The sequence below is a fragment of the Streptomyces sp. NPDC019890 genome (genome assembly GCF_044903445.1).
Lineage (GTDB): Bacteria > Actinomycetota > Actinomycetes > Streptomycetales > Streptomycetaceae > Streptomyces.
In genome coordinates, this window is record NZ_JBJDQK010000013.1 from 17,962 (window position 1) to 29,629 (window position 11,668).

The 11,668-nt window shown below is 67.0% G+C and carries 9 protein-coding genes; 7 read left to right on the forward strand and 2 right to left on the reverse strand.

Annotated elements, in window-relative coordinates; genetic code table 11:
- The first annotated feature begins 27 nt into the window (after nucleotides 1–27).
- Nucleotides 28–894 (forward strand): trypsin-like serine peptidase, encoded by an 867-nt coding sequence (locus ACI2LP_RS28715; RefSeq protein WP_404727436.1) that lies wholly within the window; start codon nucleotides 28–30, stop codon nucleotides 892–894.
- A gap of 888 nt (nucleotides 895–1,782) precedes the next feature.
- The gene (locus ACI2LP_RS28720; RefSeq protein ID WP_404727557.1) at nucleotides 1,783–2,610 is read left to right on the forward strand and encodes an SGNH/GDSL hydrolase family protein; all 828 of its coding nucleotides are present in this window, start codon (nucleotides 1,783–1,785) and stop codon (nucleotides 2,608–2,610) included.
- 384 nt (nucleotides 2,611–2,994) lie between these two features.
- Here the strand turns inward: ACI2LP_RS28720 and ACI2LP_RS28725 are convergent, their stop codons facing one another.
- Nucleotides 2,995–3,495 carry a flavin reductase family protein gene (locus ACI2LP_RS28725; protein WP_404727437.1) on the reverse strand — a complete coding sequence of 167 codons (501 nt, stop codon included), beginning with the start codon at nucleotides 3,493–3,495 and terminating at the stop codon, nucleotides 2,995–2,997.
- Nucleotides 3,492–3,977 (reverse strand): NADPH-dependent FMN reductase, encoded by a 486-nt coding sequence (locus ACI2LP_RS28730; RefSeq protein WP_404727438.1) that lies wholly within the window; start codon nucleotides 3,975–3,977, stop codon nucleotides 3,492–3,494. Before ACI2LP_RS28730 ends, ACI2LP_RS28725 begins: the two co-directional genes overlap by 4 nt.
- A gap of 248 nt (nucleotides 3,978–4,225) precedes the next feature.
- Between ACI2LP_RS28730 and ACI2LP_RS28735 the strand changes: the two genes are divergently transcribed.
- The 5 genes from ACI2LP_RS28735 to ACI2LP_RS28755 form a co-directional block, all read left to right on the forward strand.
- The gene (locus ACI2LP_RS28735; protein WP_404727439.1) at nucleotides 4,226–5,551 is read left to right on the forward strand and encodes an NtaA/DmoA family FMN-dependent monooxygenase; all 1,326 of its coding nucleotides are present in this window, start codon (nucleotides 4,226–4,228) and stop codon (nucleotides 5,549–5,551) included.
- Between the two features lie 75 nt (nucleotides 5,552–5,626).
- Complete coding sequence (locus tag ACI2LP_RS28740; RefSeq protein WP_404727440.1) at nucleotides 5,627–6,919, forward strand: MFS transporter; 1,293 nt, start codon at nucleotides 5,627–5,629, stop codon at nucleotides 6,917–6,919.
- Between the two features lie 290 nt (nucleotides 6,920–7,209).
- Entirely contained in the window at nucleotides 7,210–8,835 is a 1,626-nt protein-coding gene (locus tag ACI2LP_RS28745; protein ID WP_404727441.1) for an ABC transporter substrate-binding protein, read from the forward strand.
- Nucleotides 8,836–8,938: 103 nt separating this feature from the next.
- The gene (locus tag ACI2LP_RS28750) at nucleotides 8,939–10,921 is read left to right on the forward strand and encodes a dipeptide ABC transporter ATP-binding protein (RefSeq protein WP_404727442.1); all 1,983 of its coding nucleotides are present in this window, start codon (nucleotides 8,939–8,941) and stop codon (nucleotides 10,919–10,921) included.
- 220 nt (nucleotides 10,922–11,141) lie between these two features.
- On the forward strand, nucleotides 11,142–11,668 hold a 527-nt coding region (locus ACI2LP_RS28755), incomplete at its 3' end, for an LLM class flavin-dependent oxidoreductase (RefSeq protein WP_404727443.1).

Here is an 11,668-nt window from a genome sequence, read left to right on the forward strand (position 1 = left end):
GTGGAAGGGCTGTGGACCATCCAGCGCATGGCACAGGCCAGGTCCGCGGACACCCGAGTGCCGAACGGCACCGGCGAGGACACCGGTACGACGGACCCTGAGCCCGACCCGGTGCCGGCACAGCCGCAAAAGGCGACGTACCACGACAACGCCGCGGTGATGGGGAAGCTCTTCTTCGACACCCCCGACGGGCCGAGCGTGTGTTCCGGCACGGCGGTGGAGGATCCGGCACGCCCCGGCAGATCGGGGCTGGTATGGACGGCGGGTCACTGTGTGCACGGCGGGGCCGGCGGCGACTGGTTCCGTAACATCGTCTTCGTGCCCTCGTACAACAATCTCGGGCTCGAAGGAACGGCCCGTCAGAGTGCGGGCGAGGAACGGATCGCGCCCTTCGGAACCTGGTGGGCCACCTGGGCGGAGGTCGCGCCCGAGTGGGTCGCCGAGGGGAAACCCTCCGAAGGTGGCGGCTCACCGTTCGACTACGCGGTGCTCCATGTGCAGCGGCAGGGGCAGCCTGCCTCGCTCCAGGAGACGATCGGTCAGGCGGCGCCGGTCTGGTTCGGCGCTCCGTCGGCCACTGGTATCGGGGACATGGCGGTCTGGGGCTATCCGGCCGAGTCCCCGTTCGACGGCGAGCGGATGTTCTCGTGCCAGGACAGGCCCGGTCGTCTGTCGATCCGCCCGGAGCAACCGGTGCTGTACCGGATCGGCTGCACCATGACCGGGGGCTCCTCCGGGGGCGGCTGGTTCGCCCGCAGCCCGGGCGGTGGCCTGGCGCTGGTCAGCAACACATCCATAGGGCCAACCGAAAACACCTGGCTCGCCGGGCCCCGCCTGGGCGAGCCGGCGAGGGAGCTCTATCGGCGCGTCAGCAACAAGGCCGGTTCGTCGTGAGGCCATTCAGCTGCGCTCGGACCGCCTCCTCATCGGCATGGAGGTCACCACGACCTGACCCAGCAGCTGCGCCTCAAGCTTGAGGACCATTCAGGAACCATGCTCTGCATCAGGTTCGACGGCCTGTCCGGGCTCGGCAAGCTCAGCAGCATGAAGGGCTCCACGTAACGACTGGAATCGATCACGCGATCCCGCTGGCCGAACGGTACCTCGAAGCAACCCAGCACATGGCGCGGCCGAGCGCCTCGAAGACCCTCGCCACTGCGCTCCCATGCAGGCGAACCCGCGCACAAGACCTGCGCGGAGTCCTGGAACGCAGCTCACCCCGGCGAGGTCCGCCTCGTGTCCGACGGACCCAGCGCAAACGCGACGACACCCACGCATGACCTTCCAGGCACCCCCGTTTCGACCATCGCTGCCACCGGCCTCGGCCTGCTTGTCGCGCATCGCAGTCCCGATCGGATCGACGCGCCTGACGAGTGGTCACACCGTCGGCACTCTCGACATCTTGGCCTTGAAGCAGGGCGTGACGGACGACGAGCGAGAGGCTTCTTCCCTCAAGGTCCCCATGAGGGAACATCCCGGAACGAAGCTCTGATCTCAGTTGTCCGCCCAAAGGGGATCAAACCAACTTTGCGGAGATCACCAACACGCCCACTCCACTGGGATGAACCCCGGGACTGGGAACGGAGTAGTGACGAGCGAGAAGAGCCGGCGGAGATACGAGGTACCCGCGCCTGCGTACGCCCCTCACACCTCTGCTAGCAAGCGGAATCACCTGATTCAGAACAAAGGAAGCACGTGAAGCCACGTATTACTCGTCTCTCCCGCTATCGAGCGGCTGCGCTCAGCGCGGCAGTCACCTCTGGCGCTCTGGCATTGGTGATGATGCCCTCGGTATCCGCAAACGCCGCGCCCCAGAAAGCCAGTTCATTCGACTACGTCGCACTGGGTGACTCCTACGCCGCCGCTCCGGGCGTGCCAGAGCAGATCGATCCAGTCTGCGCCCGCTCCAGCAATAACTACCCTCATCTCGTGGGGACCCAGAACAAGGCACATCTCACAGACGTCACCTGCTCGGGGGCGACCACAGCGGCTCTGGCCGTCGCCCAGGGTACTGCTCCCGCACAGTACGACGCCCTCTCCCGGAAGACCGACCTCGTAACCGTGAGCATCGGCGGCAACGACATCGGCTTCTCCGCAGTGCTCGGACGCTGCGCCGCACTGTCCGCCGGCGCCCCGTCCGCGAGCCCATGCCGCGACCACTTCATTCAGGGCGGCACCGACCAGGTCGAGCAGGGCATCGCGGCCACGGCGCCGAAGGTCTCCCAGGTGATCGCCGAGATTCACCGCCGGGCCCCGCGAGCCAGGGTCTTCATGGTCGGCTACCCATCGCTCTTCCCCGACAGCGGAGTCGGCTGCACGAGCCCCAGCGTCCCCATCGCCGCCGGCGACTTTGCCTACCTGCGAGACAAGACGAAGTCCCTCAACGCCATGATCGCCGGCCGAGCCAAGCTCGGCGGAGCCACGTACGTTGACACATACAGGCCCACCATCGGCCACGACATGTGCCGTCCCGTTGGGGAACGCTGGATCGAGAACCTCGCTGCCCAGAAACCAGCGGCGCCAGCCCACCCGAACGCACAAGGCGAGCAGGCCATGGCGACAGCCGTGTACCGCGCGCTGTCCCAGTGCGCCGGAGCCCACCGAGCCTGATCGCGCCGGAACATCCGACGCACCTCTTGACCTTTGCTAGCACGAGGTTGAAACGACTGTGACCTGCTAGGAAGGGTTTCAGAGGCTATTAGGAGCCAGTCGGAGCCAACCACTGGGTTTCGACCCCGGTCGAGCCGTGATGGGGACGCCTGCCTCCACCCGGAGGCAGGCATACGAAAGCCTCCAGGACGGCAATCCTGGAGGCTTGACCCGGTACCGATCGGAGGTCGGTTCGCCGACTCAACGGCGCGTTGAATCAGCTCGGTCGAGTTCAGACGGCGGCTCACCGGCCAAAGCCGGCGAGCCGCCGTCACCGATGCGAAAGCTGAGCCGGCAACCCAGCTCCTGGAAGGCCAGCGCAAGCGCCAATCGGCGTCCCCGCTTTCATGCGCTCGAGGCGAGCTCGTGGAAGTTGCTGCGGTGGAAGACGATCGGGGGGACATCGGGGTAGATGTCGAGCGCCTCGATCTTCAGCAGCACAATTGCGTGATCGCCTGCCACGACGACGTCGTAGATGGAGCACTCCAGCCACAGCGTGGCGCCGTGCACGAAAACTGCCCCACTGCCGGTGGCGACCCAGTCGACGGTGTCGAAGCGGTCACCGTTCTTCGATGCGAGCGAACGCGCCACCGAACGGTGCTCGCTGGCCAACACACTCAGCCCCAGGCGACGTGCCTCGGCCAGCCGCGGCCAGGTCGAGGACGTGTTCGCCACGCAGACGGACACCAGTGCCGGATCCAGCGAGACGGAGGTGAACGAGCTGGCGGCCATCCCCTCGGGGACGCCGTCCAACATCCCGCAGAAGGCGGTCACGCCACTGGGGAAGCAGCCGAACGCCTTCCGAAGCAAGACGTCGTCGAACCGCCTGTCGGATGCTCGGATCACGGCGTCACCGCCGGGACGTACTTCCTGGCCGACTCGAGCCAGGCGGCCAGGGCCGGCGAGGTCGCGTACTCCGAGTCGATCAGGTACAGGCTCGGCGCGGGACAGCTGGCTCCGATCTCAACCAGCACCGGACGCAGGGTCAGTTCAGGCGCGAGCGCGTGCTGAAGTCCGGCCCCGAGCATGACGGGGAACGTCGGGATCCCGCCGAGCTCACCTTGCCCGAACTGGTCGAGAAACAGCTTGAGGAGACCCGTGTACGTGGCCTTGAACGTCGGTGACGCCACCACCAGCGAGTCGGCACCCAGCACCGTGGCCTTGGCCGCGGCCACCTTGGGGTCACCCCATCCGAGCAGCCCGGCCCCGAGATCCACCACGTCGACAACTGCAACCGGCGCGCTCCCGCTGAGCTCGCGAGCGATCAGCTCGGCGGCAGCTCGGGTACGCGACATCGGCTTGGGGTTGCCGACAACAACGACCGTCATGATTAGTCCTCCACAGCAGCAGACGAATGCTGACCCCCTCAGTCAAGGAGCGGCGGATTTCCCGGTCAGGTTCGCGCAGTAAACCCTCCATTGCGCCGCTGCGACCCCGTCGACAGAACCGCCTGGACGGCGCAATCGCCGCGGAACGGTCGTGATCCGCCGGTGTCACGCTGCCTGTCTAGTTTCCCGTACCAAGGTCGGCGGCAGCACCGGACGCCGTCGTCGCGTGGAGAGATCGGGAGGCCGGGTTGCAAGCCAAGAAGTTCCACCTGGGTTGGTTCATGAACGGCTACCGCGTGCACGGCTGGCGGGACCAGTGGATCGGCACCCACAAGTCCGAGGGAATGCTCCCGGACTTCTACGTCGACATGGCGCGCTCCTTGGAGCGCGCGTGCTTCGACTACTTCATCATCGAGGACTCGTCGTTCGTGCCCGACGCCTGGCAGGGCAAGCACGACTTCTACGTGGAGAACGCGTACGCGGTCCCCAAGTTCGACCCGTCGGTCCTGGCCTCGATCCTCACCCAGAACACCTCACGCCTGGGGATCGTCGCGACACTGGCGATCACGGAGTACCCCCCGTACCTGCTCGCACGGCTCGTCTCGACGATGGACCATGTCTCCCGGGGCCGGGCCGGGTGGAACATGGTCACCGCAAGCTCGGACCGTGCGGCACAGAACTACGGCCACGACGCCCAGCCTGATCACGACATCCGCTACGACATGGCCGAGGAGTTCACCCAGCTGGTCATCAAGCTCTGGGAGTCCTGGGGGCCGGGCTCAATGGTGGTCGACCAGGACGGGATCTTCGCCGACCCGGCCAAGGTGCACCCGGTCGACTTCCACGGAGAGTTCTACAAGTCGCGCGGACCCATCAACTCGGCTCGCTCCCCGCAGGGCAGGTCTGTCATCGTCCAGGCGGGCGGATCGGAAAAGGGCCGGGCCTACGCGTCGAAGTACGCCGACTCGATCATCGCCTCGGCGACCACGGTCGAGCAGATGAAGGCGTACCGCGACGACGTCCGAGCCCGTGCCGAGGTGCACGGTCGCGACCCGGACTCGGTGAAGGTGCTGTTCCTGGTGTCACCGATCCTGGGCGAGACCCATCAGGCGGCCCTGGATCGTCGACAGCAGGCCCAGGAGGAGGCGGCAGCCAACCCTGTGATGCGCCTCGCCGGGATGGGCTACGCGACGGACATCGACTTCTCCGTCTTCGACCTGGACACCCCGATCAAGGACCTGGCGTCCCTGATGGTGACCAACGGCCACCAGAGCTCGCTGCAGCAGTTCGTCGCACACAACTGGGAACGCACTCTCCGCGAGGTCGCCGTGCAGTCGTCCACCAGCGCCGGTCAGCGCGTCGAGCTGTTGGGAACGCCGTCCGAGGTCGCCGACCAGATGGGTGACGTCATGGCCACGGTGGGCGGCGACGGGTTCCTGATCACCCAGGACGTCCTCACGCGGCGCTCCCTCAGCGAGATCTGCGACGGGCTTGTGCCCGAGCTGCAGAGGCGCGGGCTGACGCGCACCGTGTACTCCCACGAGATGTTCCGCGACAACCTGCTCGAGTTCTGACGTGACCTCGGCGTCCTGGGCGGTGCCCCGGTCCCCGGTCGAACGCGCGGAAATCCAACGGGCGGTGGACACCGGATGACCACGGACGAAGCACGATCCACCCCGCACCCGGCCGATCCCGCGCCGCCGAACTCGTTGCGGGCGCTGTTCCAGGTTCCCGGCTACCGCTACCTCTGCGTGAGCTCCTTCATCTGGCACACCACGCGGTGGGGTGGCCTGTTCACCACGAGCTACCTGCTGGTCCAGCTGTCCGGTTCGCCCATCCTCAACCAGGTTGTCGGCGCGCTCATCTTCGCTCCGATGCTCGCCGGTGGCTTCGTGGCCGGGGTGATCAGCGACCGGCTGGATCGCCGCAAACTCGTCCGTCGCGTCCAACTGGTGCTGATCCCCATCGAGTTCGCGATGTTCGGACTCGTCCAGTCCGGACGGGTCGAGATCTGGATGACCTTCCCCTTCATGTTCGCGCTGGGAATCGGCGGCTTGGTGAACATGACCGCGCAGCGCCCCCTCATCTTCGAGACCGTAGGTCCGCGTTTCGGCGGGCAGGCGATGACGATCGAGTCCACTGCACAGGCAGGGTCGGCCATGTTCGGCACGCTCGGTGGTGGTGCGCTCATCGACCACGTCGGCATGGGGGCGGGATTCGCAGGGATGGGCGTACTGCTCTGCATCTCAGCGGCCTTGCTGTGGCTGGTCCCCAGTCCTCGCTACGCCACCCCGCGCGACCCCGATGCGCGCGTGTCGATCGCCGCGCAGGCCGCCGCCAGCATCGGGCTTGCCCGGCGCAGCAGGCGCCTGTTGGCCACTCTGGGTGTGACCGTGGCGATGAACCTGTTCATGTTCGGCTACATCCCGCTGGTACCTCTCGTGGCCGATGAGTTCTCCACCGACGCCGTGCTCGCCGGCGCCCTGGGCGCCGCTGCGGGCTGCGGCCAGATCCTCTGCGGAATCGTCCTGAGCACCCGGCCCATCCACCGGCACGGGCTGGTCTTCGCGGTCGGCTCGATGGTTGCTCTGCTCGGCCTGTTCTGCTTCTCCACCGCGCCTCTGTTCGGACTCGCGTTCCTCGCCTTGTTCGTGGCCGGGATGGGCCAGGGCGGGTTCGGGTCCATGCAGAGTCTCCTCGCGATCGAGTCCGCACACGACACCGAACGCGGCGCCGCTCTCGGGGTGCTCAGCACCGCGATCGGCGCGCTGCCGCTCGGGATGGTGGCGATCGGAGCGGGTGCCGAGCTGCTCGGCACGAGGAACGCCCTGATGCTGTCCTCCCTGGTCGGGATGGCTGCGGTGGTGACGGTCGTGCTGCGCCTGCGTGACCTGCTGTCAGCCGCCCCGGAGACTGCCCTCCGCCCCTCTTCCGGGGCCTGAGTACCCCTGGTCAGGGGCTGCCCGCCGAGACAGACGGCGTGCCCGAGCCCACCGTTGTGACGCCCGTACCTGGCTCTTCCGGGCGCCCTCATGGCATCGGCGGCTTTCGTTACACAGACCTCATGTGTCACGAACCAGGCGCAATAGGAAAGCCACGATGACGACGCTGCGGTGTCACACACCGCCGCTTTGATCCTGCTCAAACAGCGTGGAGACCGGCCCAACGCCTCCACCCCTTCCTCACCGCACCATCCAAACGCTCTCTGAGCCCCCGTCGTAGGAGGGACCCCTTGTCCACCAAGACCGAAGACCAGCGCAGCCCGGAGCCGCGCATCCAGCTGAGCCGTCGCAACTTGCTCAAGGCAGGCGGCATCACGCTCGGCAGCGTCAGCCTGATGAGCCTGCTCCAGGCGTGTGGCGATGGGGCCACCGAGGACGGCGCGGGCAACCTCACCCTGCGCATGCCGTTCCTGCAGGACATGCAGGTCCCCGACCCGGACATCATGTACGAGGGCGAGGGGGTCCAGGTCATGCTCGCGTGCTACGACGGCCTCGTCACCTACAAGCCCGGTACTCCCGAGATAGTCCCGCAGCTGGCGGAATCCTGGACGGTGTCCGACGACCAGCTGACCTATACCTTCCTGCTGAAGCCGGGCGTGAAGTTTCACGACGGGACACCCGCCGACGCCGAGGCGTGGGTGAAGAGCTTCAAGCGCCGGGCCGCAGTCAACCAGGGGCCGGCCTACATGGTGAAAGGGATGGAGAAGGCCGAGGCGAAGGATGCGACCACCCTCGTCATCAAGCTCAAGGAGCCCAACAACGCCTTCCTCCACTACGCGGCCTGCCCGTGGAAGATGCTGGCGACCAGCCCCACGGCGGTCGCCAAGCACGAGGCGAGCGGCGACCTGGCCCAGAAGTGGCTCAAGACCCACGACGCGGGCACCGGCCCCTACGTCATGAAGCAGTTCGTGCCGGCAAGCCACTACGTCCTGGAAAGGTTCGACGGCTACTGGGGCAAGCAGCCTTACTTCAAGACGATCCGGATCGAGGTCACCCCCGAGATCGCGACCCAGAAGCTCCAATTGGACCAGGGTGCGTTCGACCTGGTCAGCCATGGGTTCGCCATCGCCGACGTGCTCAGGTACAAGAAGAGCAAGGAGTACTCGGTCACGACGACCACCGGCGCATCGATGATGTCGCTCTACATGAACCCTGACGCGGGACTGTTCAGCGACAAGTCCCTGCGGCAGGCGATGATGACCGCCATCGACCGCGCCACGGCCGTCAAGACGTCATTCCAGGGGCTCACCACGGTCCAGAAGAACTTCTGGCCGGAGAACATGTTCCCCGACGGCCTTGCGCCCTTCGCCCCGGAGGTCGACCTCGGTCCGCTGACCAAGAAGGTCGCCTCGTTGTCGGACAAGAAGGTCGACTTCGCCTGGGTGTCGTCCAACGGCGCACCGGCCCAGCAGATGGCCGAACTCATCCAGTCCCAGCTCGCCCCGACCGGGCTGAAGATCACCATCCGGGCGATGCCCTCGGCGGAGTGGTTCGACCTGTGCAACCAGCCGGCTGCCAAGCGGCCGGACATGATCCTGGGAACGATGGGGGGTGACGCGCTGCACCTGGACACCGCGCTGCGGATCTTCCTGCGCACCGGCGCGAAGCCCCTGAACGCGTACCAGTACAGCAACCCCAAGGTGGACGCGCTCATGGACGAGGCGATCACCAAGGGCACCGAGGACAAGACCAACGACGTCTACCTCAGGATCACCAAGATCATCGCAGACGACGCCTTGTTTGTCCCGTTGTGCCGTATCCCGCAGAACTTCGTCACCCACTCCGGCATCAGCGGCGTCGAGCTCGATTCGTACCTCCCCTACATCTTCAACTCGGCCAAGATCAAACGGGTCTGAGCCGGTAGCGGCGCCTCACGTGCACACGTACCTGGAGGGGCTGGAGCAGAACTCCCACCTCACCTCCATCGTCACCGCCAACAGGTTGAGGAAGGCATGAACGATGACCAGCACCAGCACTTATTCGGGCAGTGCCGCAGCACTCGCCGAACCACTCACCGCAACACGCGCTCGGGTGGAGGACCTCACAGTCACCTTCAGGCGTGGAGGGGTGCCCGTCCACTCGCTGCGCGGCGTTACCCTCGACATCCACCCCGGCGAGATCCTCGCCGTCGTCGGGGAGTCCGGCTCGGGCAAGAGCGTGATGAGTCTGGCCCTCCTCGGGCTGCTCGCGGGCGACCCGATGCCCGTGGTCACCGGAAAGGCCGAGGTATGCGGCGTCGACATGGTGTCCGCGTCGGACGAGGAACGGCGCCGCATGCGCAAGCTGCACCTCGGCGCGGTGTTCCAGGACCCCATGACCTCGCTCAACCCCACGATGCGCGTCGGTCGCCAGGTGGTGGAGGCGGCCGGGTCCGAGGAGGAGGCGCTCCGGCTTCTCGACCTCGTCGGGATCCCGGACCCCGCGCGGCGGATGAAGGCGTTCCCCCACGAGCTGTCGGGTGGGCTCAGGCAGCGCGTGATGATCGCCATGGCGGTCGCCGGCAAGCCCGACCTGGTGATCGCGGACGAGCCCACCACGGCACTCGACGTGACGGTGCAGGCTCAGGTCCTCGCGCTCATCCGCGACCTCTGCGACGAACTCGGCACATCCTTCGTCCTGGTCACTCACGACATCGGCGTGGCCTCACAGGTGGCGGACCGGATCGCGGTCATGTACGGCGGTCGGGTGGCCGAGGTCGGGAAGAAGGACGAGGTCCTGCGAGCGCCGTCACACCCCTACACCGTGGGCCTGCTGAACGCCCGGCTGGATCTCGACCTGCCGACCGGCCGGCCGATCCCGGCGCTCCCGGGTGAACCTCCGGACCCTCGGGCACATCCGCGTGGTTGCGCCTTCGCCCTCCGGTGCTCGGCGGCCACCAATGAATGCGCCGAAACGCTGCCGGTGCTGAGCCGTGCGTCCACGCACTCGGGTGTCGCGGCCTGCATCGTGCCCGGAGCGACGAGGCAAGAGGCGATAATCGCCGCCGCGCCGCCGTTCCGACCCATGGCCGAGGTCGACGACGACGCTCCCGCGCTGCGGATCAACGGCGTCGACAAGCGGTTCACGGTCAGGCGCGGGCTGCTCAAGAAGGACCAGCTCCACGCGCTGCGCAATGTGATCCTCGAGATCGCTCCCGGCGAGTCGATGGCCGTTGTGGGCGAGTCCGGGTCGGGGAAATCGACGTTGCTCCGTGTCGTCGCAGGGCTGATGGCGCCCGACGGCGGAACCGTCGAGAGACTCGGCGGCCGGCCCCAAATGGTGTTCCAGGACGCCGGTGCCTCGCTCACACCCTGGCTGACGGTGGGCGAGATCGTGGGCGAGCGGCTGATCAAGCAGACCAGCAGGGCAGACCGCCGGGAGCTGGTCGACCGGGCACTGCGCCAGGTGGGGCTTCCCCCGGACGTGGCCGGCATCAAGGCGGGCCTGCTCTCGGGAGGTCAGCGCCAGCGGGTCGCGTTCGCCAGGGCCGTCATCGTCCCTCCGAAGCTGCTGCTGTGCGACGAGCCCACCTCCGCTCTGGACGCCTCCCTGGCCGCGTCCGTGCTCAACCTGCTTCAAGACCTGCGGCGCGAGCTCGGGATGGCCGTCATGTTCGTCACCCATGATTTGGCCGCTGCGCGCTTCATCTCCGACCGCACCGCGGTGATGTACCTCGGACAGATCGTCGAGCTGGGGCCGACCGAGGATGTCATCACCTCCCCCAAGCACCCCTACACCAAAGCCTTGCTCGCCGCGATCCCCACCCCTGGGGCCGCGCCCGTGCGACTGCCGGGCGAGCCGGCAAGCCCGCTTTCCGTGCCGTCGGGTTGCTCGTTCCACCCGCGCTGCCGCGAGCGGATCGACCGATGCTCCGCCGAGGCGCCATTCCTCTACTCCATCGACGGCCGCGGGGGTCGGGCCGCCTCGTGTCATCTCACCATGCACCCCGCGAACGAGGGATGACTGGGCGTGTGTCACCCCGTCGGCCCGAGAGGCGAACCACGGTCGCAGCGGCGCAATGCATGCGCTATCACGGCGCCTTCGACGTGACATCGAGGCGGGATGTCATGAGGTCACCACGGACCGAGGCACGCAATGGCGCGGTGCCGAACAGCCCGGCGATGTCATTCGCGGCGGAGACAGCAGAGACAGCAGGAAAGGCAGGCAGACGCACATGATGAAGATGTTCCACCTGGGTTGGTTCATGAACTTCACGCCGCCGGACTGGCAGTCCGAGTGGGCCTCCCCGGACGTGAAGAACTGGGCCGACGGCACGTTCCACGTCGACATGGCCCGGTCGATGGAGCGGGCCTGCTTCGACTTCATGATGATCGAGGACACCGTCATGGTGGCCGACGCGTACGGCGGCACGATGGAGGGGTCGCTCAAGAACGCCGTCTTCGCGCCCAAGCAGGACCCGGTCCCGCTGGCCGTTCTGGTCGCTGCCAACACGTCCAGGATGGGCGTGGTGGCGACGATGTCGACCTCGTTCTACCCGCCGTACCTGCTGGCCCGCGCCTGCTCCACCGTCGACTCGATCGCCCAAGGCCGGTTCGGCTGGAACATCGTCTCCTCCGCCGAGGACCGCGCCGCCCAGAACTTCGGACTCGAAGGACTTCCCGAGCACGACGAGCGCTACAACGTCGCCGAAGAGTACTTCGACGTCGTCAACCAACTGTGGGACTCCTGGGAGGCCGACGCGGTCGTCAT

Excerpts from the sequence above, each read along its gene's own strand:
- ACI2LP_RS28720 (WP_404727557.1), top strand. The coding sequence starts at position 1,783 with ATGCCCTCGGTATCCGCAAACGCCGCGCCCCAGAAAGCCAGTTCATTC.
- ACI2LP_RS28740 (WP_404727440.1), top strand. The coding sequence starts at position 5,627 with ATGACCACGGACGAAGCACGATCCACCCCGCACCCGGCCGATCCCGCG.
- ACI2LP_RS28750 (WP_404727442.1), top strand. The coding sequence starts at position 8,939 with ATGACCAGCACCAGCACTTATTCGGGCAGTGCCGCAGCACTCGCCGAA.
- ACI2LP_RS28730 (WP_404727438.1), bottom strand. The coding sequence starts at position 3,977 with ATGACGGTCGTTGTTGTCGGCAACCCCAAGCCGATGTCGCGTACCCGA.
- ACI2LP_RS28715 (WP_404727436.1), top strand. The coding sequence starts at position 28 with ATGGCACAGGCCAGGTCCGCGGACACCCGAGTGCCGAACGGCACCGGC.